At 42.4% G+C, this 23,385-nt stretch carries 21 protein-coding genes; 10 read left to right on the plus strand and 11 right to left on the minus strand.

Annotated features, from left to right (window positions below; genetic code table 11):
- Positions 1-76 precede the first annotated feature (76 nt).
- Positions 77-1,336, plus strand: coding sequence for an aminotransferase class I/II-fold pyridoxal phosphate-dependent enzyme (locus tag L0P88_RS20485; protein WP_247131742.1), 1,260 nt, complete (start codon positions 77-79; stop codon positions 1,334-1,336).
- Positions 1,337-1,622: 286 nt separating this feature from the next.
- Here the strand turns inward: L0P88_RS20485 and L0P88_RS20490 are convergent, their stop codons facing one another.
- Complete coding sequence (locus tag L0P88_RS20490) at positions 1,623-2,072, minus strand: hypothetical protein (protein WP_247131743.1); 450 nt, start codon at positions 2,070-2,072, stop codon at positions 1,623-1,625.
- 545 nt (positions 2,073-2,617) lie between these two features.
- Between L0P88_RS20490 and L0P88_RS20495 the strand changes: the two genes are divergently transcribed.
- The gene (locus L0P88_RS20495) at positions 2,618-2,779 is read left to right on the plus strand and encodes a hypothetical protein (protein WP_247131744.1); all 162 of its coding nucleotides are present in this window, start codon (positions 2,618-2,620) and stop codon (positions 2,777-2,779) included.
- Positions 2,780-2,784: 5 nt separating this feature from the next.
- On the opposite strand, the gene L0P88_RS20500 is transcribed toward L0P88_RS20495, so the two are convergent.
- The 3 genes from L0P88_RS20500 to L0P88_RS20510 are packed head-to-tail and all read right to left on the minus strand — an operon-like array spanning position 2,785 to position 5,768.
- Positions 2,785-3,639, minus strand: coding sequence for a fructosamine kinase family protein (locus tag L0P88_RS20500; RefSeq protein WP_247131745.1), 855 nt, complete (start codon positions 3,637-3,639; stop codon positions 2,785-2,787).
- Positions 3,640-4,758: a GTP cyclohydrolase gene (locus tag L0P88_RS20505; protein WP_247131746.1), complete on the minus strand. Its 1,119-nt coding sequence runs from the start codon at positions 4,756-4,758 to the stop codon at positions 3,640-3,642. It abuts the gene before it with no gap.
- Positions 4,759-4,808: 50 nt separating this feature from the next.
- Positions 4,809-5,768: a transporter gene (locus L0P88_RS20510; RefSeq protein ID WP_247131747.1), complete on the minus strand. Its 960-nt coding sequence runs from the start codon at positions 5,766-5,768 to the stop codon at positions 4,809-4,811.
- 83 nt (positions 5,769-5,851) lie between these two features.
- Between L0P88_RS20510 and L0P88_RS20515 the strand changes: the two genes are divergently transcribed.
- From L0P88_RS20515 to L0P88_RS20530, 4 genes are read left to right on the plus strand one after another with little or no spacing between them, the layout of a single operon-like run.
- Positions 5,852-6,112 (plus strand): DUF4834 family protein, encoded by a 261-nt coding sequence (locus tag L0P88_RS20515; protein WP_247131748.1) that lies wholly within the window; start codon positions 5,852-5,854, stop codon positions 6,110-6,112.
- Positions 6,113-6,136: 24 nt separating this feature from the next.
- Positions 6,137-8,572, plus strand: coding sequence for a YfhO family protein (locus tag L0P88_RS20520; protein WP_247131749.1), 2,436 nt, complete (start codon positions 6,137-6,139; stop codon positions 8,570-8,572).
- Complete coding sequence (locus tag L0P88_RS20525) at positions 8,572-9,858, plus strand: glycosyltransferase family 4 protein (protein WP_247131750.1); 1,287 nt, start codon at positions 8,572-8,574, stop codon at positions 9,856-9,858. Before L0P88_RS20520 ends, L0P88_RS20525 begins: the two co-directional genes overlap by 1 nt.
- Complete coding sequence (locus L0P88_RS20530) at positions 9,843-11,300, plus strand: lipopolysaccharide biosynthesis protein (RefSeq protein WP_247131751.1); 1,458 nt, start codon at positions 9,843-9,845, stop codon at positions 11,298-11,300. The genes L0P88_RS20525 and L0P88_RS20530 overlap by 16 nt, the downstream gene beginning before the upstream one ends.
- Positions 11,301-11,640: 340 nt before the next feature.
- Here the strand turns inward: L0P88_RS20530 and L0P88_RS20535 are convergent, their stop codons facing one another.
- The 4 genes from L0P88_RS20535 to uvrA all read right to left on the minus strand — a co-directional run bounded on the left by L0P88_RS20535 (position 11,641) and on the right by uvrA (position 17,555).
- Positions 11,641-12,834: a hypothetical protein gene (locus L0P88_RS20535; RefSeq protein WP_247131752.1), complete on the minus strand. Its 1,194-nt coding sequence runs from the start codon at positions 12,832-12,834 to the stop codon at positions 11,641-11,643.
- Positions 12,835-12,971: 137 nt separating this feature from the next.
- Positions 12,972-13,865 (minus strand): DUF5694 domain-containing protein, encoded by an 894-nt coding sequence (locus L0P88_RS20540; RefSeq protein WP_247131753.1) that lies wholly within the window; start codon positions 13,863-13,865, stop codon positions 12,972-12,974.
- Between the two features lie 242 nt (positions 13,866-14,107).
- On the minus strand, positions 14,108-14,542 hold the full coding sequence (locus tag L0P88_RS20545) for an SRPBCC domain-containing protein (protein WP_247131754.1): 435 nt from the start codon (positions 14,540-14,542) through the stop codon (positions 14,108-14,110).
- Positions 14,543-14,774: 232 nt separating this feature from the next.
- A complete protein-coding gene (uvrA, locus tag L0P88_RS20550; RefSeq protein ID WP_247131755.1) occupies positions 14,775-17,555 on the minus strand; it encodes an excinuclease ABC subunit UvrA in 2,781 nt (926 codons plus the stop codon).
- Positions 17,556-17,802: 247 nt separating this feature from the next.
- Between uvrA and L0P88_RS20555 the strand changes: the two genes are divergently transcribed.
- On the plus strand, positions 17,803-18,384 hold the full coding sequence (locus L0P88_RS20555) for an RNA polymerase sigma factor (protein ID WP_247131756.1): 582 nt from the start codon (positions 17,803-17,805) through the stop codon (positions 18,382-18,384).
- Between the two features lie 258 nt (positions 18,385-18,642).
- Here L0P88_RS20555 and nth read toward each other — a convergent pair whose 3' ends face one another.
- Positions 18,643-19,311, minus strand: coding sequence for an endonuclease III domain-containing protein (nth, locus tag L0P88_RS20560; RefSeq protein ID WP_247131757.1), 669 nt, complete (start codon positions 19,309-19,311; stop codon positions 18,643-18,645).
- A 47-nt stretch (positions 19,312-19,358) separates the two neighbouring features.
- Here nth and bcp point away from each other — a divergent pair, with 47 nt between their 5' ends.
- On the plus strand, positions 19,359-19,814 hold the full coding sequence (gene bcp, locus L0P88_RS20565) for a thioredoxin-dependent thiol peroxidase (RefSeq protein WP_247131758.1): 456 nt from the start codon (positions 19,359-19,361) through the stop codon (positions 19,812-19,814).
- 29 nt (positions 19,815-19,843) lie between these two features.
- On the opposite strand, the gene L0P88_RS20570 is transcribed toward bcp, so the two are convergent.
- On the minus strand, positions 19,844-21,310 hold the full coding sequence (locus tag L0P88_RS20570; RefSeq protein ID WP_247131759.1) for a TonB-dependent receptor: 1,467 nt from the start codon (positions 21,308-21,310) through the stop codon (positions 19,844-19,846).
- Positions 21,311-21,398: 88 nt separating this feature from the next.
- Between L0P88_RS20570 and L0P88_RS20575 the strand changes: the two genes are divergently transcribed.
- Together L0P88_RS20575 and L0P88_RS20580 are read left to right on the plus strand one after the other, a co-directional pair.
- Positions 21,399-22,163: an MBL fold metallo-hydrolase gene (locus tag L0P88_RS20575; protein WP_409557739.1), complete on the plus strand. Its 765-nt coding sequence runs from the start codon at positions 21,399-21,401 to the stop codon at positions 22,161-22,163.
- Entirely contained in the window at positions 22,163-22,660 is a 498-nt protein-coding gene (locus L0P88_RS20580; RefSeq protein WP_247131761.1) for a hydrolase, read from the plus strand. The genes L0P88_RS20575 and L0P88_RS20580 overlap by 1 nt, the downstream gene beginning before the upstream one ends.
- On the opposite strand, the gene L0P88_RS20585 is transcribed toward L0P88_RS20580, so the two are convergent.
- Entirely contained in the window at positions 22,661-23,323 is a 663-nt protein-coding gene (locus L0P88_RS20585; protein WP_247131762.1) for an alpha/beta hydrolase, read from the minus strand.
- Between the last annotated feature and the right edge of the window lie 62 nt (positions 23,324-23,385).

The raw sequence follows: 23,385 nt of genomic DNA on the forward strand, positions 1-23,385 counted from the left end.
TTTTTTGTTTTAATACGATGACGTTGCAAGAAAGTTTTAATTGGCTATTTTTGCAGTTCATTAAATTCACGGCCAAATGCGGGATATTTTTGACAGAATTATTGAAAACAAAGGGCCTTTGGGCAAATGGGCTTCACAAGCAGAAGGGTATTTTGTTTTTCCAAAGTTGGAAGGACCTATCTCCAATAGGATGAAGTTCAGGGGTAAAGAGGTAATTACCTGGAGTATCAATGATTATCTGGGGCTTGCCAATCTTCCTGAAGTTAAAAAAGTGGATTCGGATACCGCTTTGGAACACGGTGCTGCCTATCCCATGGGTGCGCGTATGATGAGTGGCCATACCGATTATCATGAGCAATTGGAGCGTGAATTGGCCGATTTTGTGGATAAAGAATCGGCCTATTTATTGAATTTCGGCTATCAGGGGATTATGTCCTGTATAGACGCTTTGGTGGCCAAGGACGATATTATCGTTTATGATGTGGACTGTCACGCTTGTATCATAGATGGGGTACGCCTGCATATGGGCAAGCGATTCACGTTTAAGCATAACGATGTTGAGAGCCTGGAAAAAAACCTGGAACGTGCCACTAAAATGGCACAGGACAACGGGGGAGGTATCCTGGTTATTTCCGAGGGAGTGTTCGGTATGCGTGGAGAGCAGGGAATACTTAAGGAAATAGTAGCGCTTAAGAAAAAATTCCAGTTTCGTTTATTGGTGGATGATGCCCATGGTTTTGGAACCTTAGGGACCACGGGTGCTGGAGCAGGAGAGGAGCAGGGTATTCAAGACGAAATCGATGTCTATTTTGCCACATTTGCAAAGTCCCTGGCCGGAATAGGCGCTTTTTTGGCGGCCGACAAGGAAATCATAGACTATCTCAAATACAATATGCGCTCGCAGATGTTCGCAAAGTCCCTACCCATGGTTTTTGTGAAAGGCGCCTTGAAGCGGTTGAACATGCTCCGCACCATGCCTGAATTAAAGGCAAAGCTTTGGGAAAATGTCAATGCGTTACAGAACGGCCTTAAGGAACGTGGATTTGATATAGGAACCACTACAAGTTGTGTAACCCCTGTATATTTGAACGGTAGTATTCCGGAGGCAATGGCTTTGGTAAAAGACCTTCGTGAAAATTATGGAATCTTTTGTTCCATAGTGGTTTACCCTGTGATTCCTAAAGGATTGATCCTATTGCGAATGATTCCTACGGCAACGCATACCATGGAAGATATTGCAGAAACCCTGGATGCGTTCTCTGCCATTCGTGAACGACTTCAAAATGGAACCTATAAACGCCTTTCTGCCGCCGTAGCTGCGGCCATGGGAGAATAAAACTATGGAAAATTCAAATTTCTTACACTATTATCTTCATTGCAATAACTCGTGATTTAGGATAAAACAAACTCCAAATCGGGTCATATTTCGGAATGATAGCCAAGGGGATGACCATTAATGGCGTTGGGTGGCCAGATTGAAAGGGAAGTATCTTTTGCTGCTTGAAAGTAGACCATCATATTTCAATGTTCGAATTACGTTACCAAAACTTTTTACTTGTTTTAAGTAGTTCCAGTAATTGTATTTTGAACCAAATGAGGGTATTCAAACGCTTATATAAACATTAATTCACTCTTTCATAAAATAATATAGGGCCATCACACGGAGCAGAACTGCCGACCAATGTTTCATTTGTTGGCATTGAAAATAGCTCAATAAGATTTCCTGAACAGTTTATAATTGTTTGATTCGTTGAATCATGTAGCAGCTCCAGTATTGTTCCATTTTCACCTTCATTAAAACTATATTTGCCAAATCCCTCAACTGTTCCCGCAGATGTTTCCCTTGTCTTAGTAAATAGTCCCGATGAATGAAGTATGAATGATTCTTGGAATTCCATTTCTGTACCTTCCTTAAAGTCGCCGGTAATGGATGTAGTTATTCTGATAAGGTGCCACTCTTGCGGAAATACGTTCCTATCAAATTGAAACTCTGTTGACCCCGAAGAACAGGAACATAATAATATGATTAGTAAAATGGCAGGAACTTTATGGTTCTCTTTTAAATCTTGCATAAACATGGTTTGGAAGCAGTAGTTGTGATTGTAATCAGGGCAGTAAAATCAATTTTGGCCTTTTAAAGTTAATATGAGCTATTTCCGAAATTTAAAAAAGGACATTCAGAATAATGCAACTCATTCATTATCATAGAAATAATTCGCAATTCAAAATCCCAAAACAAAGCTGTGTTTTTCAAAAAGGGATTTAAACTTGGAAGGCACAAAATAAAACTACGAAAATTTTCTGAACTAAAATTTGTATCATCTATACAAATTTTGATTTCGATAAGGTCCTATTGTTGGATACCTTCTTAAGGGTATGTCTAAAGTGATTAATTCGACTGTTCCATGGAAGGAACTTGTATCCTGTTTTGGATTACTGGAAAAGGGGAAAAGGGCTATATCCGTTTTTTCATGAAACGGTAAGGTAGCCCTGATGTCTTTAAGCATCAATTGGATGTTCGAGCAGAAGATTGACCAATTATCGGAACTCCAGTAAGATATATTCAACGATGTGACTTCTATAGGTAACATGGGTTGTAATACTGCCCGCTATAAGAGTGATATGTGCTATTTATGATGTTCTACGTTATTCCACGGCAACGCATACCATGGAAGATATTGCAGAAACCCTGGATGCGTTCTCTGCCATTCGTGAACGACTTCAAAATGGAACCTATAAACGCCTTTCTGCTGCTGTAGCCGCGGCCATGGGCGAGTAGAAATATTAACTGAAATACCTTTTCAGGATCCGTAGCACTGGACTTAAGTAGGAAATCCCAAAAAGGTTCAGATGGACCAACAAGTAATAGAGTTGGTAGATGTCCACAAGCGCTTTTTGATTTTGATGGGGAGGAATAACTTCATGATATGCCCCATAAAATGTTGATGAAAATCCACCAAAAAGTTTGGTCATCGCCAAATCCACCTCATTATGGCCGTAATAGACTGCTGGGTCGATCAGATAAGGCCTTCCCTCATTTGAGATCAGGTAATTTCCACTCCAAAGGTCACCGTGTAACAAAGATGCATTGACCTCCCCAAACAAAGCTTCACAGCAAGTGCCCATTTTAGTGATGGATGGTATACTGTCCTGGTCCAATTTGCCAAGATTTAAGGCCATTTTCAGTTGGGGATGCAATCGTTCCTGTACATAGAAATCCACCCAATTTTGGTGTACGGTGTTGCTTTGGGGCAGTTTTCCAATGAAATTATCGGTTTCCAGTCCAAATGTTCCGAAACGAATTTGATGAAGTCCCGCCAAGGCCCTACCGAATACTTCCATATCGCGATTTGAGGGGTTTTTGGAGGCAATAAATCCTAAAAAAAGATAGGCCGTTCCCTGGTTATGGTACACCCCAAGGATTTCAGGAATGGCAATGGTATGCGTACTGGCCAGTTTTTGGAGTCCCAGGGCTTCTTTCTGCAGGAGGTCCCGAGCGTTTTGGAAAGAGGCCGATTTCACAAAATAATCCTGGTTTCCCGTCTCTACTTTAAAGGCCTGTGCAATATCCCCTCCGGAAACGCTCGTAATGGCTATTGGCTTTTCCCCTAAAACTTGATGTATGAATGAGGCGTCCAATTACAAAGCTTTTCGATAGGTACGCCTACGTTTGTGGGTAATCGGGTTAAAATGCTTCCACATTTGGCGTATAGCGGTGTTCTCTTCCAATTCCGGCGTGCGGATACAATTTACAATGCCCTTGGCTTTAAAGGTATGGTAGTATTCATTAAAGATAACGGCCGTAACCCCTTTGTTTTGAAAGTCCGGTCGTATGCCTATCAGGTAGAAAATCACGTCTTTACTGCTTTTCTTAGCTCTTAAGAGATGAAAAATCCCAAAAGGGAACAACCTTCCATTGGCTTTTTGCAAGGCTTTGGAAAAGGAGGGCATTACTATGGCAAAAGCGACCAATTTGTCATCGCTGTCCACTACAAATTTGATATACTCCGGATTGATAAAACTGATGTACTTCTTTTTAAAATAGGCTTTTTGAACATCGGTAATCTTCACAAAGGAGGAAAGCTTGGCATAACTTTCATTGAACAGATCGAACATTTGGTCCACCCAGGGCATAATTTCACTGCTATTCGTAAAATTGATTTCGCGCAGGCCAAAACGTTTTTTAATGAGCATATTGGCCTTGGCAAAGAGTTTGGGGTCTGCCGCTGCGGCTTTGAATTTGTTCTCCAAATACTCTTTTTCCTTTACAAAACCGTGTTCCCCATAGTGTTTTGGATAATAAGGATGGTTGTACCAGGTAATCATGGTACCGATATGATCAAAACCTTCTATGAGAACACCAACCTTGTCCAGATTAGAAAATCCTACGGGGCCTTCCATATATTCCAATCCATTGGCTTTGCCAATAGCCTCAACCTCACCCAAAAGTTTTTTGGATACCTCCAGATCATCCACAAAATCAAACCACCCAAAGCGCATTTTTTTCAATCCCTGTCCGTTGACCTCCAAATGATTGATGATGGCGGCAATTCTTCCGACCACTTTCCCATTTTTTAAGGCGAGGAAAAACTGGGCCTGAGCGGATTGAAATGCGGGATTCCTCTGGCGATCAAAAATTTCCAGCTCATCCTTGATAATCGGGGGAACCCAATAGGGATTGCCTTTGTACAGTTGGAAGGGAAATTTTACAAAGGCTTTAAAATCTGCTTTTGAAACGACTTCTTTTACTTGAACCATAGGTTAGGATTGTAAGGCTCAAGATGGGGAATAATCTGCTCAGAAAAAAATTAGAAATCCAATTTATCCTTCTTGCGTCGTTTTTTCTTTTTCTTGATACTGTTGCGCTTGATCTTTGCTTTTGCGCCCTGTTTGTTGATGGGTTTAAGCTCGTCTTTGTGAAAATCCAGTCGGTACGAAAGCCCGGTCCTTCCAAAGGCCCTGAACGGGGTATCCTTGACGCTGGCACCCAAACTGAAATCCACTTGAAAATTGGGATTGAACAAATGGGCAATACCCGTCCTTAGCAATAAATCGGAAAAACGATCACTCTCTATGCCCTGATGTTCCACAAAAATGCTCCATTTGGGGTTTCTAAAAGCGCGGGTATAGGAAATGGCATAGCTTAATTCCGGAAAGTCCGTAGTGATTCGGTCATAGGCCACATTGGTAATTAAAACCGATTTTGGGGTAAGACGGCTTTGGGTGGCGATCATGCCACGGTAAGAGATCGTCCCATCCTCCGGATAAAAAGGTTTATCGCCCAAATTAAAAGTTGCCCCGGCATACAACGAAACTGCTGGAATAAGATTTTTAAGCTGAAACTTGTTGTTGGCACGCCAACTGTACAGATTAGGTTTGTTGGCCTCTGGATTTTTAAAGGGATCAAAGACCAAATATTTGAGCCCGATACGGTTCCGGGAAAAATCGGTTCGCCGCTCATCCACCCCAAAATTATCAAAGGTGATGTTCTCGCTTATATAGGTGCCTTCGTACTTTAGCTCCAATTCTTCAAATAGGAAACCGTAACGTAGGGCCAATTCGCCCCCAAAGATGGAGGAAGAAGTATTCAATACGCTATGGTCCCGCATTTCGTATAAAAAACCCGTCTCCGCCTGGACCACATTTTTTCCAACAGCATAAGCACTTACCCCGATTCCTGGACGATTTGAGTTGATTACATCCGTGTACTGACCCTTGGTCAAAAAGGGTAAGAACAATAATAAAAGGAAAAATCTGTAATGCACCATAGCAAGACTTTAATACTATTTTATGAAACGAATATTCAATTTAATGGACTAGTTGGGTAAATTTGAATCAATAGCAATACACCATGGTTGTACTACAAACGATATTATTTCTTATAATCGTATACTATATCGCTAAAATCCTTTGGAAATGGTTGGCACCAAAACTGTTGAATTATGCCGTTCAGAAAACGGAGGAACGTTTTGGACAACAATTTGGACAATTTCAACAATCACATCAGCACCCGAAACAGGAAGGGGAGACCACAGTTCACAAAGCACCCAATCCAAAATCCAATCCTTCAAAAAAAGTTGGAGAATACATAGATTTTGAAGAAATTGAATAATCTTTGGGCATTCAAAGCCAGATTATGAAGCTTTCTGCAAAAGCCATCTTTACCCATATAGCCGTTGTTCTTTTTTTCATTGTGGCCTCATTGGCGTACTTCTATCCCGTGATTCAGGGCAAGGCCATCTATCAATCCGATATTGCCCTTTATAAAGGAATGGCCAAGGAACGTGATGATTACAAGGAAAACACAGGAGTGGAGTCCTACTGGACCAATAGTGCTTTTGGCGGGATGCCTACCTATCAATTGGGGGCCAACTATCCACACGATTACGTAAAAAAATTGGACCGATTGATTCGGTTTTTGCCAAGACCTGCAGATTATCTGTTCCTGTACTTCATTGGGTTTTACATTTTAATGCTCTGCATGAAAATGGATTGGCGATTGGCCATCCTGGGGAGTCTGGCTTTCGGTTTCTCAACCTATTACATCATTATCCTAGGAGTTGGGCATAATGCCAAAGCCCATGCCATTGGGTACCTGCCAATGGTTTTGGGCGGAACTCTTTTGGTATTTCGGAAAAAATACATCCTTGGTTTTATCTTGACCGCAATTGCCATGGCCCTTGAAATTAGTGCCAATCATTATCAGATGACCTATTATTTCATGTTGTTGGTACTGATTCTTGGTCTGGTCTATTTGATTGAGGCCATTCTAAAAAAGAAGTTAAAGCATTTTTTTGCTTCAGTGGCCATTTTGCTTGCGGCCGTACTTCTGGGAATAGCCACCAATGCCACGGGAATTTTGGCAACCAAGGAATATGCGGATTGGAGTACAAGGGGTAAATCGGAACTCACCATCAATCCCGATGGTACCGAAAAGGAAATTAAAAATGGACTGGACAGGGAATATATCACCCAGTACAGTTATGGAATTGCGGAATCCCTGAATCTTTTCGTACCTCGCTTGTTTGGTGGTTCCAATAGTGAGAATTTAGGGAAAGACTCAAAAGCCTATGAATTTTTGACCGGCCAGGGATTGTCCCCTACACGGGCATTGGAGTTTACCCAGGGCCTCCCCTTGTATTGGGGAAATCAACCTGGGGTAGCTGCCCCAGCATATATTGGGGCCGTGGTGTTTTTTCTGTTTTTATTGGGCCTTTTTTTGGTCAAAGGCAAGAAGAAATGGTGGTTGTTGGGCGGGGTGCTTTTATCACTCGTACTGTCCTGGGGAAAGAACTTCCCGGCCTTGACCAACTTTATGATCGATTATTTCCCCTTGTACAATAAATTCCGGGCAGTTTCTTCCATACAGGTCATTTTGGAACTATGTGTCCCTATTTTGGCAATTTTGGGCCTTAAACAATTGTTTGCTGATTCCATTAAAAAGAAGGAGAAAATAAAGGCACTGCAATTATCCGGAATCATCGCCCTGGGTTTGGTCATCGTCCTTTTTGTGATAAAAGGAATGTTCGGTTTTGAGGGATTGAGTGATGCCACCTATCAACAATATTTTGGGGAGGAGTTGATGTCCATGATTGAACGCGATAGGGAAGCGGTGTACATCAGTGACACCTTTAGGACGTTGATTTATTTTGCGCTAACGGCGGCAGTGGTATTCCTAATGATAAGGGGGGCGATAAAAAGGAACATGGCCCTGATCGTCATTGGCATATTGCTTGTTTTTGATTTGGTAGGGGTTAACCAACGTTATGTAAATGAGGATGACTTTGTTCGGCAACGTTTGGTGGACCAACCTTACCAAGCCACGGAAGCGGATCGGCAAATACAAACGGATAAATCCATTTACAGGGTTTTTGACCCTTCAGAAGGAGTTGTCGGTTCACGGACATCGTATTTCCATAAATCATTGAGCGGTTACCATGCCGCCAAACCGGCCAAGCTCGAAGATTTATTTGACTTCCATTTGTACAGTACTAATTTGGATGTTCTGAATATGCTGAACGTCAAGTACATTTTTCAACAGGACGAAGATGGAAAGCGAATTCCAACCATAAATCCGGATGCCAACGGTCCGGCGTGGTTCATCAACAACCTGATTGCAGTTTCCAGCGCCGATATGGAGATTAAGGCCCTGGATAGTTTAAATACCAAGAAATCGGCAGTTTTTGATGAAACCGATCAAACAGTGTTAAAGCCCCGGACATTTACAGTGGACTCATTGGCCTCCATAAAAATGATGGACCATCGTCCCAATTTCATTGCATATGAAATGGATAACCCCAATGCAGGATTTGTGGTCTTTTCTGAAATGCACTATCCCAATGGATGGCATGTATCCATTGATGGTAAGGAGGAAACCCATTACAGGGTGAACTATGCCCTACGGGGAATGGAGGTTCCCGCTGGGAAACATACCGTGATTTTCCAGTTCGATCCGGAGGTAGTGAAGACGGGCAGCACCATTGCACTGGCAAGCAACCTCCTTTTGGGAGTGCTTGCCCTGGGTGGTATGGTTTGGTTGCTCCGAAAACCTGGAAGAAAAGCCAAGGATTGATGCAAAAGGTGCTCATTATCACCTATTATTGGCCACCCGCTGGCGGCCCTGGGGTACAACGATGGTTGAAATTTATTCAATACCTTCCCAATTTTGATATTGAACCTATCGTATTCATTCCCGAAAAACCCCATTATCCCTTATATGACGAATCTTTAGTGACTGAAGTCCCCAAAGGACTTCGCATCATCAAACAATCCATTTTTGAGCCGTACGGACTCGCTTCATTCCTATCCAAAAAGAAAACCGAACGGATCAGTTCCGGTATTATCCAAGAGTACAAAAAGCAGTCGTTTTTGGAGCGAATACTATTGTGGGTCAGGGGCAATCTCTTTATCCCGGACGCACGAAAGTATTGGGTAAGGCCTTCTGTTCAAAAAATAAGACGGTTGATACGGGAGGAACAGATTGAAACCATAATTACCACGGGCCCTCCGCACAGTGTTCACCTAATAGGAAAAACAATAAAGGAAAACTTCAAGATTAACTGGGTGGCTGATTTTCGCGATCCGTGGACCAGCATTGGCTATCACAAAAAACTGAAATTGACCAAAACTTCGCAACGAAAACACGAGGCTTTGGAAAAGCAGGTCCTAAATATGGCGGACACTATTGTCGTGACCAGCGAAACCACCCGATTGGAATTTGAGGGATTGACGGAAAGACCGATTTCCGTTATTACCAATGGCTATGATGGGAAACCGTTGCAATCTTCCTTGGATACCGGTTTTACGCTTTCCCATATTGGCTCCTTGTTGACGGAAAGGAACCCAAAGACCCTTTGGGAGGCCATTGGGGAATTGGTTCGGGAAAACACGACGTTTAAGGAAAACTTGAAAGTTCAATTGATAGGTGTTGTAGGGGAGGGGGTATTGGATTCCATCAAAGCCTATGGAATTACCGACTATGTTGAAATTCTGGGATACCTTCCCCATTCCAAGGTATTGGAATATCAATGCAAATCCCAGGTGTTGTTGTTATTGGAAATTGATTCGGAAGAAACCCGGGGTATCATTCCAGGCAAACTTTTTGAATATTTAAAGAGCCAACGTCCCATATGGGCCATAGGACCCAAAAACTGGGAAGCCGGACAAATGGTGCAGGCCCATAATGCGGGGAATTACGTAACCCACAACGATACCAAATCCATAAAAACCTTACTTTTGGAAGGATTTCAACAGTTCCAAAATGGAGAATTAACCTGTAATTCCGAAGGAATTGAACAGTACCATCGCCGGGAACTGACCAAAAAACTAGCCAATCTCCTTACATGGGAATCGTCCTAAAGCAGTCGTTGAAAAATACCTTGGTCACTTATGTGGGCTTTGCCCTGGGAGCGATCAATATTCTGTTTCTCTACACACGCATCTTACCTGATGCGTATTTTGGATTGGTCACTTTTATTTTGGCAACAGCCGCAATTCTAATGCCACTGATGGCCTTTGGTGTTCACAATACTTTGGTCAAGTTCTATCATGAACAGGAAGAGGACAAAAAAAACGGTTTTCTAACCCTTATGGTACTAAGCCCATTGCTGGCTATTGCCCCTTTGGCCCTTCTAACTTTTTTGGGTTTTCAACACATTGCCGATTTTTTCTCCCAAAAGAATGCCATTGCGTCCAACCATGTCTGGCACATTTTTCTGATCGGTTTGGCAATGGCCTATTTTGAGGTGTTTTATGCGTGGAGTAGGGTACATTTAAAATCGGTTTTTGGAAATTTTCTGAGGGAAATTTTTGCCCGATTGGGAGTGACCGTCCTTTTGGTATTGGTTTATTATGACGTGCTGTCCATTCCTTCTTTTTTAAATGCCCTGGTCGGGATGTACCTGCTGCGGACCGTAGTGATGAAAATATATGCCTATAGCCTGCACAGGCCCAAATTCAATCTTGATTTTCCAAAAAACACCAAAGCGATCCTTTGGTACAGTGCACTTATCATTTTAGGAGGTTCCGCGGCAGTATTGCTGTTGGAAATTGACAAGTTTATGATCAATCAGTACGTGGCCATTGAAAATGTAGCCTATTATGGGGTTGCTATTTACATTGCCACGGTTATTATTGTTCCTTCCAGGGCCATGCACCAAATCACCTATCCTATAACGGCCAAGTTGCTGAGTGAAGGAAATCTGTTTGGATTGGAAAACCTCTATAAAAAAACCTCTTTGACACTCTTTATCGCTTCAGGAATTGTATTCTTATTGATCGTCTTGAATTTGGAGGATTTGTTCCTATTATTACCCGAAACGTACCGAAAAGGTTTTGCCATCGTGTTTTTAATTGGCTTGGCGAAGGTGTTCGATTCCGTTTTGGGCAATGTGAATTCCATTTTGTACAACTCCGTGTATTATAGGACCATTCTACTGTTGGGTGTATTGTTGGCCATTACCACCATTCTATTGAATTTATGGTTCATTCCCCTGTTTGGAATTGAGGGAGCGGCCTTAGCCAGCTTTATTGCCATCTTCTTGTTCAATTGCATTAAAATGGCCTTTGTTAAGATAAAATTTGGATTCCTGCCCTTTGGAAAGGGAACTTTTAAGATTTTGGCAACCCTGCTTCTTTTGGGATTTCTGTTCTGGAAGTTAAATTTCTCCTTTCATCCTATCCTGAACATTATGCTTAAGTCGACCATTATGGTAGTGATGTATCTGGGGATTTTATACCGATTTGATATTTCCGAAGATGTTTCGGGCTTGATTTCCAAGCTTTTGAATCGGAAGGATTAACTACGGACTTAACTTGTCCAAATTACGCTTTCCTGTGGCTCAATTCCAGTCCGAAATACTGTGGTTACTGCATCCCTCTACGAGTTTAGGGTTCAATTCAACCATCAAACTTTCTAGTTGAAGACTCTTCGACAAGCTCAGGGTTCAATTCGTTTACGGAAATCAAAGATTTCCCAACACATTGAAAAACCCCGGGGTAAACAGAACATCTACCCCGGGGTCAAACAACTAACCAACCTAAAAACTTCGTTTATCCCTATTTTGTTATTGCACAAAATAGTTGGTCCAACGAATGCTGAGTGAAGTTGAAGCATCTTTCTTCACCCAGCAGTCCTAATTATTATAATCTCCGAGCACTTCTTGTATTTCTCGTGCCTCTTGAATTTTTGCTCTTTGTTCCAGAAGAACTCCTTCTTGTGGTAGTAGTACTCCTGGTCACGGTTCTTTTTGAAGGTGTACTTCGCTTAACACTGGTACTCCTACTTCGGGTTTGGGCCACAGTACGCTTTGGTTTCGTATAGGTACTGCTCCTTTTCTTTACCGTCCTCTGGTTAGGAGTACGGGTAACTTCCCTTTTGGTCACCGTGGTACTCCGTGGAGTCCGACTTACCGAACGCTGCGTTACCGAAGTACTGCGGTTGGATCGACGAGCATCTGAAGTACTCCTTCTGGTAGTGCTACGCCTCACCTGATCCTGGTTTTGTCGCGCATTGTTACTCCGATTTATCGCAGTGGACCTATTGTTCCTTTGCGCAATGGCATTGTTGGAACGCCTAACCGATCTTCTTTCGGCAACAGCTCGATTGTTTCTACCGATATCATTGCGTCTTATGCGATTGTTTTCACGGACGGCAACACGTCTATCGTTTCTATAGATCTTCGCCCTTCGCGTTCGGTTGAATCGGTACTCACGACCTATTTGTGCATAAGCTCTACGTACATTGTTCCTATAAGGCCTGTGCCAAGTGTATCGGATGGGATTATACCACCTTCTATAGGGAGTGGTCCATACATTACAGAATCCAACTGCTGGTCTGGCGAACCATCGGTGCCATGGCCTAAATACATAGCCACGGTTGTAGATGTTAATAAAGCCTGTGGTATGACTGAATACACCACCATTCCAAAATACGTTGAGTCCGCCCAAGCGTCTCACAAATCCGTTTCTGTACCAAATATCCACTCCACCGATTTGGGAAACCCGACCGTAGAAGTCATAAAAGATGGGTACATTTTCCACTTGGATTACGGCACCAAAATCATCGTACTGTACAAATGGGTTATAATTAAAACCGGAATTAAAGGTGATACCTACATTCCCAACACGTGCGCCGACCCCTACGTTTACCCGGTTATCAATATAAAAATCAAATTCACCATCGGGATATACAGAAAAGGTAATACCGTTTTCCACAAAAATAAACGAGTTGCCATAACGAAATGTGGTCATTGCCGTTTCACCATTCACCGTCGCAGCTTGTGCAGCAGAAGCTCCAAATACCAGGGCTGCCATTAAGAATACAAACTTTCTCATAACTGTTTCATTTTAGTTTTAGGTGCAACTATTTACATCCCACCCAAGAATAATCAAACAGCGTGCCAAAAAAAGAATTGTAGTTTTAAATTATTGATTATCAATATTTTAAAATCAATATTTGACAATAGTATTCTTTAAAGGCTATCGAATTCCACAAATTCAAATTGCGGGGTGGATTCAAACAAATGACGTAGCAAGGAAGCGTGGCCATTTCCCATAATGATCAAAATACGGTCTTGCGGGCCTTCGGAAATCCCGACCAATTTCGAAAAAATGCGAAGGTTTCGATTGTACCACCATAAGGACAGATTATCTGCGGCCTGATTTTCGACCTTGCCCATATTGCCCGTAAGGTAAAGGCCGTAGTTGGCCAAGTGGTTTTTTCTGGAGTTGAGGTATTTAAAGTAGTCCAACAGATGCATTTTGGAAACGATTTTGTCGTCATAGTTCAACCACTCTTTGGCCATATCCCAATAGGGATCCGGGGCATCCCAATCTATTTGATCTATGAGGGAATTTAGTAGAACGGAATCCTTCTTTTTTAAATCATAGAACAATGATTTGGCATCGATGGCATAAAGTGTATCCAATGCCATGTCTTTTGCAATACGCATTCCCAGGGTATAGCGTTCATCCCTTTTATCCGAATGCGCCCCACTTTTATAGGCCGCAAACTTTTCCATGGTGTTCCACGTGGGGCGGGCTTCAATGGCAACCTTATTGGGACGGAACTTTTTGATATGTGCAATCAAATCTTCCAATTCTGACTTTTTGGGCTCCTTTAATACATCTACCTGATCCTCCTCAGAAGTTTTATGGGTGTCCAATCCGGGATAGCCAAAATGGAAGGTACCTACGACCAGGACCTTGGCCCGTTCTTCCGGAAAAAAGTCCCCAGGATATTTTAAGGTATCCAAAACTGATGGGGTTGCAGTATCGGCGGTGTTGTTTTCCTGTTTTGTAGTGCAGCCAATAACTACTAAGGAAAGTAAGAGAAAGGTCGGCAAAAGGCTTTTGATCGTGTTCATTGGTTGGAGTTTTGCTGTAAAGATGAAAATGATCGGAATTTGTTACAGCAGTACCACGGTTTTGTTCCCTGATTGTCATTCAGAACCCTGAGCGGAATCTTATTCTGTTTATTGGGATTTGTCGTCGCTGTGCGCTGTCGGAATGATATTTGGAACGAAGCCCAGGTAGGAAGTCTTACCGCGTATAACGATTGTACTAACCAAGCAAGATGCTGCCCGTAGATGGGTACCAAAAGGTAGATTTAGCCTTCCAAATACTGCTTTAAGTTTTCTTGAATAAAGTATTGCCAACCTGCCAAACAACTTTCCCTTTTAAATTCGGGGATGTCATCTGGGAAATCCTCTAAAACCGTTGCCGTGACCGTAAGTTGGGTGCGTTCCTCCATTCCTTCCAGTTCAAATGCCACGGTACACCGACCGGTATAACCTTCATAGTGCCAGTGTTGCACCATTTTTTGTTGAGGGGTGATCTCCTGGACCTTCCAAATATGGGGAAAGCTCTGTTCCCCGGTATTAACTATAAATTGGGTTTCAAAGCCGACTTGGGCTTTATATTCCGGAATATTGGGAAAAAACCATTGTCGCATTTCATCCACTTCGGTCAGCGCATTCCATACCTTTTCTTTGGGAGCGCTAAAGGATTCTTTGACAATAACAGGTGGTTCGGTGGTTTTCATTGCACTAAGGTTTCTTAAAGATAGGACTTTGTGGATTTCCCAATGGCAAATTGATTGTCATTCGAACCCTGAACGGGGTGAGGGGAAGAATCTTACTTTATTTATTGGGATTTCTCGTCGCTTTGCTCGCTCGAAATGACAACCGTTATTGTTCTGTCATTTGGAACGGAAGGTGAGAAATCTAAATTTTCATAGAAGCGGATACTCGTATCAATTCATGGATTTCCCGTTGTCATATCTTTTCCCCTAAATACCTTGCCGTAAACGATTCCTTACTTTGCACTACTTCTTCCGGAGTGCCTTCGGCCAACAGGTTTCCGCCATTTTCACCGCCTTCGGGACCCAGATCAATAATATAATCCGCGCATTTGATCAGTTCAATATTATGCTCGATCACTACTATGGAATGACCTTTGGAAATCAATTCATCAAAAGACTTTAAAAGCTTTTTAATATCGTGAAAATGTAGGCCCGTCGTGGGTTCATCAAAAATGAAAAGGGCCTTTTCCTTGGTGTTCCCCTTTACCAAAAAGGAGGCCAACTTAATGCGTTGTGCTTCCCCACCGGATAGGGTGGAGGAGCTTTGCCCCAGGGTCACATAGCCCAGGCCCACATCCTGAAGGGGTTGCAGCTTCTGTACAATCTTGTGCTGCCCATGTCCGGAGAAATGGATAATGGCATCGTCTATAGTTAAATTGAGAATGTCATTGATGTTTTTTCCCTCAAACTGTACTTCAAGTACGTCCTTTTTAAAACGCTTGCCGCCACAGGCATCACATTCCAAATGTACATCGGCCATAAACTGCATTTCTACGATGATTTTCCCTTCACCCTTACACTTTTCACAGCGACCACCATCCACGTTAAAGGAAAAATGTTTGGCTTGATAACCCCGTAGTTTGCTTAATTTCTGTGCGGCAAACAGGGCACGGATATCGTCATAGGCCTTAATATAGGTTACTGGGTTGGAACGTGAGGAACGCCCAATTGGGTTTTGATCCACGAACTCCACATGTTTTAACTGGGCGTATTTTCCTTCCAACGATGTGAATTGACCCGCCTTTTCGCCGTATCCCCCCACTTCTTTTAGGATGGCCGGATACAACAGTTTTTTGACCAGGGTACTTTTTCCACTACCGGAAACCCCGGTTACTACGGTCAATACATTCAATGGAAAGGTGACATCAATATTTTTAAGGTTGTTTTCACGGGCTCCCTTAATTTGGATGTAATTTTTGGAGTTTCTTCGCTCCGGTGGTACCGCTATCGTCATAGTTCCACTGAGGTAGTTGCCCGTTAGGGTATTTTTGCTTAGGATTTCGTCAAAAGTACCGGTGGCAACGACCTTACCACCCAAGGTTCCCGCTTCTGGACCAATATCAATGATTTCATCAGCAGCCTTCATAATATCCTCATCATGTTCCACTACAATGACGGTATTCCCCAAATCGCGGAGGGATTTTAAAACTGCTATCAGATTTTCGGTATCCTTGGGATGTAGCCCAATACTGGGTTCATCCAGAATATACATGGAACCTACCAAACTACTGCCCAAACTTGTGGCCAAGTTGATCCGTTGGCTTTCCCCACCCGATAAGGTATTGGATTTGCGATTGAGCGTTAGGTAACTAAGGCCTACTTTATCCAAAAAATCCAACCGGGTCGTGATTTCTTTCAGTAAGCGTTTGGCAATGGTGGTATCGTGTTTGGATAGTTGTAGGTCCGTAAAGAACCCAACCAACTGTTTTATGGGCAGTTCAATAAGATCGGTAATGGAATGCCCTTGAATTTTGACATAGTTGGCCTCCTTACGTAGACGCTTTCCTTTACAGACCGGACATTTTGTTTTTCCACGGTAGCGGGAAAGCATCACCCGATTCTGGATTTTATAGCTTTTCTCCTCCAGTTGTTCAAAGAACTTATGGATACCTATAAAGTGTTCGTTACCATCCCATACCAATTGTCTTTGCTCCTCGGAAAGTTCAAACCAAGGTTTATGGATGGGGAAGTCAAATTTGTAGGCGGCATTTACCAACTGATCCCGATACCAGCCCATGCTTTCACCACGCCACGGGAAAACGGCATTTTCATAGATGGACAATGCGGTATTGGGAACTACAAGGTCTGGGTCAATGCCGATTACATCGCCGTAGCCTTCACATTTGGGACAGGCTCCATAAGGGTTGTTGAAACTGAAAAGATGTACATTGGGCTCCAGGAATTTCATACCGTCCAAATCAAACAGGTTGCTGAACTCCATTTGTTTGCCCGAAGTCAATTCCTCAATACTACAGACCCCTTTACCTTCAAAAAAAGCATTGTCAACAGCATTGCCCAATCGATTTAAAAAGTCCTCATCCCCTTTTTTGACCACAATTCGGTCGACCACAAGATCAAATTGTTTTCCAATGTCACTTGGGGCTTGATCTATTCGAATGACCTTCCCTTTATACTTTAGTCGTGCATACCCCTGCTTGGAGAACAATTCCAAAGATTTTAGGGAGTCCTTCGTCTCTGGAATGGTAATGGGGGCCAGCAACAGTAGTTTGGTACCTTCTTCAAAAGCTTTTACATGGTTGACCACATCCGTCACCGTATGCTTTTTTACCTCTTCACCGGAGATTGGGGATATGGTTTTCCCTATTCGGGCGAACAACAGTTTCAGATAGTCATAGATTTCAGTGGTGGTTCCGACCGTAGAACGGGGATTGGTGGAATTCACCTTCTGTTCAATGGCAATGGCGGGAGCTATACCTTTAATATAATCTACTTTGGGTTTGTCCAATTTGCCCAAGAACTGTCTGGCATAAGAGGAAAGACTTTCTACATACCGGCGCTGTCCTTCGGCATATAAGGTGTCAAAGGCAAGGGAAGACTTGCCAGAACCGGAAAGTCCTGTAATGACCACCAGCTTATTTCTGGGAATTACTACATTTATATTTTTAAGATTGTGCAGTTTGGCACCCTTTATGATAATATTTTGCTTGGGATCTACATCTTGTATTGATGTCATTCGTCGAAAAAATTTGGGCAAAGATACGATTCAGGGGTCTTAATGTCTATATTGCGACGGTTGACATCTAAAATACAGTAGATCACAACATACTTTTTTGGTAACATCCTTTATTGCATATCTTTGGTGTGTAATTAAAAACTGATAGGCCTATACAGCTATAATTACTTTTTTACAATTAAACTAATAACTCCAAGCCGGTCCAAACCGTTGGTCCGGTGATGTTTAAACCAAAAAAGTAATTTGTATGGAACTGCAAATAGAAGATTCTGTATTGGTTAAGAAGTACATAAATGGCGAAGAAAAAGCCTTGGAAGTACTTATAAGCCGCCACAATCAAAAAATCCTAAGTTTTATTTATTCAAAAGTGCTCAATCGGGATGTGGCTGAAGACATCTTTCAAGACACTTTTATAAAAGTAATAAAGACCCTAAAACGCGGCTCTTATAGTGAAGAAGGTAAGTTCTTGCCATGGGTCATGCGTATTGCCCATAACCTGATCATTGACCATTTCCGAAAAAACAAACGTATGCCAAAGTTTGAAGGAAGTGAGGACTTCAACATCTTCTCCGTTATTAAAGATGAGAAGCTCAATGTGGAAAAACAGATAATCAAAGATCAAATTGATAGCGATTTGTCCCTGTTGATTGAGGAATTACCGGACGATCAGCGCGAAGTTTTGATTATGCGTATCTACAAGGACATGAGTTTTAAGGAAATTGCGGAGAATACCGGGGTTAGCATCAATACCGCCTTGGGACGTATGCGCTATGCCTTGATTAATTTGAGAAAAGTAGTTCAACGAAATAATATCGTTTTAACGAATTAATCTGCATTAGGTCGAACCGAGCAATATTTCCAAATTACTGGCGTTTCTATATTGAATTTAAACGCTAGAATATGGAAGAAATTTACTCTGAAGAACCGAGAACCTGCAGAATCGCAAAGGCTAGACCTGAAACCATTTCCTTTTTGATGGCGTTTTCAAGGTCGTACCAGGTAGCCGATTACGACAACTTAACATTTGAGCGTTTTCTAAACTAAAATGCTCTTGATCAAAATAAAGACCACCGCACTTTGACTAAGCTCAGTGACCGGTGGTTTTTTTGGTTTTAAGATAGTCGTTGATCACGGATTTTCTCCCTATGGTCCTGGTGATACTGTCCTTTTCCAAATTCCAACCCCGGGCAGGCGAGTATTCCCTACCATACCAAATGATCTGCAAGTGCAAACGGTTCCAAAGTTCTTTGGGAAAAAGTCGTTTCGCATCCCTTTCGGTTTGTACCACACTTTTCCCATTGGAGAACCCCCAACGGTACATCAAACGATGAATATGGGTGTCCACTGGAAAAGCTGGGATGCCAAAGGCCTGCGAGACCACTACACTGGCCGTCTTATGGCCAACAGCCGGCAATTCCTCCAATAAGGCGATGTCCTTAGGTACTTCACCATTGTATTTTTCAATCAAAATTTTGGATAGTCCATGGATTCCTTTGGATTTCATGGGGGATAGCCCTACGGGTTTGATAATTTCCCGTATTTCCTCCACGGTAAGTTTTACCATATCAAATGGATTATCCGCCCTCATGAATAATTTGGGGGTAATTTGATTCACGCGGACATCCGTACTCTGTGCCGATAATAAAACAGCAATTAAAAGAGTATAGGGATCTTTATGATCCAAAGGGACCGGTATTTCCGGATAAAGCTCCTCCAACGTATGAATGGTAAAGTTTATCTTCTCTTTTTTAGTCATTATTGTTTAACTTTGAATATTATAATATTAAACAAAAATTGAAAACAATGAACACACTCAAAGCAGGGGATAAAGTACCAGATTTTTCATCAAAAGACCAAGACGGAAATACAATTTCGCTTTCCGATTACAAGGGCAAGAAACTCATAGTTTTCTTCTATCCCAGGGCCAATACGCCAGGATGTACCGCCGAAGCTTGTAATTTAAGGGATAACTATGCCGATTTGCAGGCACAGGGCTACGAATTATTGGGTGTTAGTGAGGATTCTGAAAAGAAACAGGCCAATTTTAGGAATAAATACGAATTTCCTTTTCCCCTATTGGCCGATGAGGACCATACCGTTATTGAGACGTTTGGGGTCTGGGGCCCAAAAAAGTTCATGGGCAAGGAATACGATGGCTTGCACCGAATGACTTTTTTGATCAATGAAGATGGGGTAGTGGATCGTGTAATTGAGAAGGTCAAAACCAAAGACCACGCAGCCCAAATATTGAGTGCATAAAAAAATGCCCTGTTCAAACAGGGCATTTTTTAATCTTCTTCCACTCCTTCTTCCTGAGGTACCTCCTTACGGACAAAGAGATTTTTCTCTTTGATCATTTCGGCAACGCCTTCGGGGAGCATTTCCTCCCAGCCCCCTTCGCCTTTGGTGATTCGTCTTAGGACATCCCTGGAAAAAATGTTCATGATGTCCGGATCATAATCAATAATGTCCATGACCTTCCCATTGTACTTAAAGAATTTGTACAATTCCTTCATCCTGGGATGGACCTTTACGTTATTGCTGGTCATTATCTGGCCCGTTTTCGAATCCTTCATGGGATATAGGTAGACCTTCAAGTCCTTAAAGAACAATTTTCCAAAGGCTTCAAGAATTCCCCCACTGAGGTGGCGATAGTACTTTTCGTCAAATACATCGACCAAGTTGTTGACGCCCATGGTAAGCCCAATTTTCGCCTTGGTGTAATTATTAAAGTATTCGACCAGTTTATAGTATTCCTGAAACTTGGAAATCATGACCATATGTCCCAAGGAACTCAACAACTCTGCCCTGTCCATAAAATCGTGTTCATCAATTTCCCCAGAGGCCTTTAGATTGGACAAGGTAATCTCAAAAATGACAATGGTATTGTCATAATCCACTGTTTGTTCACGGATGAAAATGTCATGGGACTTTTGGAACATATCCATGTTCACTTTGGTCACCGGCCTAAAGCTTCCCCGGAGGGCAAGGATATTCTTTTTATAAAGTACGGCCGCCGGTAATAAATTATGCCCGTCGGGACCGAACATAACGGCATCCGTCATGTCATTCTTAATCAGTTGTAGACTCATTAACCGATTGTCCACATCCTTAAAACTGGGTCCGTGAAAATTGATCAAGTCAATTTCAAGAGTGTCCTTGTCTATATGATCGTACAAGTATTTGAGCAACTTTTTGGGCTTATCGTGCTTAAAATAAGCCCCATAAATGAGGTTGACCCCCATAATGCCCAAGGTTTCCTGTTGCAGTCTTGCCTCATTTTGCTTAAAACGAACATGTAGAATAATCTCATTGGGTTCCTTTTGGGTGGGTTCCAATTGAAAGCGTAACCCAACCCATCCATGTCCTTTGTACCGCTTGGAAAAATCAATCGTTGCCACCGTATTGGCGTAGGAGAAAAAACGGTAATTGGGGTTTTCCTTACGGTCAATACGTTCTTCCACCAAACGCATTTCGTGCTTCAACATTTTCCGTAATCGCGATTGGGTCACGTACCTGCCATCTTCTTCAATACCATAGATGGAATCACTAAAGGCCTTGTCATATGCACTCATGGCCTTGGCAATGGTCCCTGAAGCCCCGCCGGCCCTAAAAAAATGCCTTGCAGTTTCCTGCCCAGCCCCTATTTCGGCAAAAGTTCCATAAATGTCTGGGTTCAAATTTATTCTCAGGGTCTTGGCTTTTATGGAAGGAATGTTTTCAAAGCCATTGTTTGTACTGGTTTTGGTGGGCATATCAGAGTTTTTAACAATAACAAAGTTAAGAAGATGATGAAATCTATTCTATAATAATGTTATAATTTTGACTTAAATGGAACAGCGTTTGACCGTTACTTTTTTGGGTACGGGAACTTCCCAGGGAATTCCCATTATTGGCAGTAATCACCCTGTTTGTTTGAGCTCCAATCCTAAGGATAAAAGACTACGGGTTTCGGTTCTGGTTTCCTGGAAGGCATATAATTACGTCATTGATTGTGGCCCCGATTTTAGGCAACAAATGTTGTCCAATCCCATTGAACGTTTGGATGGCATCCTTTTTACCCACGAACATTCCGATCATACGGCCGGTATTGATGATATCCGTCCATTTTTCTTTAGGCAGGGGGACATCCCCATCTATGCCCATGAACGTGTGGTACAGTCCTTAAAACGGAGGTTCGATTATATTTTTGCGGATGAAGATCGGTATCCGGGTGCCCCTGCCGTTCAGGTGCAGTTGATTGATAAGGATAGCCCGTTTCAATTGGATGATGTAACGGTAACCCCTATTGAGGCGTTTCACAACAGACTACCGGTTTTAGGTTTTCGAATCCGGGATTTTGCCTATCTGACCGATGTGAAACGTATGGAGGAAGCTGAACTCCAAAAACTTCAGAACCTTAAGGTTATGGTGGTCAATGCACTAAGGATAGAACCGCACTATTCCCATTTCAATCTGGAGGAGGCTTTGGAGTTTGCCAAAACCATAGGTGCCGAGCAAACCTATTTTACCCATATTAGCCATTTCCTGGGCTTTCATGACGAAGTGGAGGCGCAGTTGCCAGATAATGTACATCTGGCCTACGACAACTTAAAAATTTCAATTTAATGCGAAAGAATATCTTTTTATACCTGTTTGTGTTTGCGGCATTGATTGCCCTTTTTTTATTGATGAAGGGAAACAAGACTGCCAAAACCAGTACTGAAAAAATTGAAGCTTTGGAAAATGAAATTGCCACTTTGAAGGATTCAACGGAAAAGCTGCAATTCCGATTAATGGACATGCAATATTTTTCCCTGGAAAACAATGATGACGCATTGGCCTACTATGACCACTTGAATCTGGAGAATCCTACGCGATATATTGAAGACAAATTATTGGAAACCAATGAAGCAAAAGGAGATAACCCATTGGTCCCCTATGCCGGAATGGAAAGTGATTTTAAAATCAATAAAATCAAGGTGCTGAACCATAAATGGTTATTGGCGGATTTTTCGGATGGCAAGTACTGGGGGGATTTGGTCATTAAATATGAGTTAAAGGACAACTTGAGCGTTGATTTCACTTTAATGGACCACTTGCTCTATACCCGGAGCAACAATTAGTTATTGGATTCTTGCGGTCAGCCAGTCCCGGAACGAATAAAAATTCTGTGGTGCAACGCCGTGGCCAACGGGAAATTCCTCGTATTTATGGGTAATTCCAAGGCTTTTCAACACTTCGGGCGCACGTTGGGCCCACTCCAGTGGAATGACCTGGTCTACCTGTCCGTGCGAACAATAGATGTCTAAATTGGAATGGTCCTTCTCCCCATGGTCATTGGTAAGGATCCCTTCATTGATGTAACCGCTTAAGGCGATTACATTTTTTACCTTTTCCGGATAGGAGAGTGCCACTGCATAACTTAGGATAGTTCCTTGACTGAATCCCAATAGGGTTACATTTTTGTTATCCAGGCCATAGGCTTCACATGCCTCATCCATAAAAGTCACTATTTTTTCCCTGGAGTTGATGGCCTGCGCATCATCACTCCATTTGCCGGAACCGGCATCAAAATTTATGGCATACCAGGCATAACCAAAAGGTTCCAGGTGATAGGGGGCCCTTAAGGAAATGATGAAAAATTCTTCGGGCAGCTCCTGGGCAAAAGAAAACAAGTCTTCCTCATTGCTGCCATAGCCATGTAACATGAACAGTACTGGAATATGTTCCGAGGGAATACCGTTGGGGCGTATCAGATGTTCCAGGGATAGTGGGGCGGGGTTCATTTTTTTGATGGTAAATATAAGTGGAATTTCCGCTAAAAAATGGAATAGCGGTAATCAGATTT

The sequence above is a fragment of the Muricauda sp. SCSIO 64092 genome (genome assembly GCF_023016285.1).
GTDB lineage: Bacteria > Bacteroidota > Bacteroidia > Flavobacteriales > Flavobacteriaceae > Croceivirga.

What these genes read in the sequence shown, in the direction of transcription:
- L0P88_RS20555 (WP_247131756.1), top strand. Translation starts at nt 17,803, where the DNA reads ATGGAACTGCAAATAGAAGATTCTGTATTGGTTAAGAAGTACATAAAT.
- L0P88_RS20530 (WP_247131751.1), top strand. Translation starts at nt 9,843, where the DNA reads ATGGGAATCGTCCTAAAGCAGTCGTTGAAAAATACCTTGGTCACTTAT.
- L0P88_RS20490 (WP_247131743.1), bottom strand. Translation starts at nt 2,072, where the DNA reads ATGCAAGATTTAAAAGAGAACCATAAAGTTCCTGCCATTTTACTAATC.
- uvrA (WP_247131755.1), bottom strand. Translation starts at nt 17,555, where the DNA reads ATGACATCAATACAAGATGTAGATCCCAAGCAAAATATTATCATAAAG.
- L0P88_RS20545 (WP_247131754.1), bottom strand. Translation starts at nt 14,542, where the DNA reads ATGAAAACCACCGAACCACCTGTTATTGTCAAAGAATCCTTTAGCGCT.
- L0P88_RS20515 (WP_247131748.1), top strand. Translation starts at nt 5,852, where the DNA reads ATGGTTGTACTACAAACGATATTATTTCTTATAATCGTATACTATATC.
- L0P88_RS20535 (WP_247131752.1), bottom strand. Translation starts at nt 12,834, where the DNA reads ATGAGAAAGTTTGTATTCTTAATGGCAGCCCTGGTATTTGGAGCTTCT.
- L0P88_RS20520 (WP_247131749.1), top strand. Translation starts at nt 6,137, where the DNA reads ATGAAGCTTTCTGCAAAAGCCATCTTTACCCATATAGCCGTTGTTCTT.
- L0P88_RS20505 (WP_247131746.1), bottom strand. Translation starts at nt 4,758, where the DNA reads ATGGTTCAAGTAAAAGAAGTCGTTTCAAAAGCAGATTTTAAAGCCTTT.
- L0P88_RS20580 (WP_247131761.1), top strand. Translation starts at nt 22,163, where the DNA reads ATGCGAAAGAATATCTTTTTATACCTGTTTGTGTTTGCGGCATTGATT.
- bcp (WP_247131758.1), top strand. Translation starts at nt 19,359, where the DNA reads ATGAACACACTCAAAGCAGGGGATAAAGTACCAGATTTTTCATCAAAA.
- L0P88_RS20510 (WP_247131747.1), bottom strand. Translation starts at nt 5,768, where the DNA reads ATGGTGCATTACAGATTTTTCCTTTTATTATTGTTCTTACCCTTTTTG.
- L0P88_RS20525 (WP_247131750.1), top strand. Translation starts at nt 8,572, where the DNA reads ATGCAAAAGGTGCTCATTATCACCTATTATTGGCCACCCGCTGGCGGC.
- L0P88_RS20585 (WP_247131762.1), bottom strand. Translation starts at nt 23,323, where the DNA reads ATGAACCCCGCCCCACTATCCCTGGAACATCTGATACGCCCCAACGGT.
- L0P88_RS20570 (WP_247131759.1), bottom strand. Translation starts at nt 21,310, where the DNA reads ATGCCCACCAAAACCAGTACAAACAATGGCTTTGAAAACATTCCTTCC.
- L0P88_RS20485 (WP_247131742.1), top strand. Translation starts at nt 77, where the DNA reads ATGCGGGATATTTTTGACAGAATTATTGAAAACAAAGGGCCTTTGGGC.
- nth (WP_247131757.1), bottom strand. Translation starts at nt 19,311, where the DNA reads ATGACTAAAAAAGAGAAGATAAACTTTACCATTCATACGTTGGAGGAG.
- L0P88_RS20540 (WP_247131753.1), bottom strand. Translation starts at nt 13,865, where the DNA reads ATGAACACGATCAAAAGCCTTTTGCCGACCTTTCTCTTACTTTCCTTA.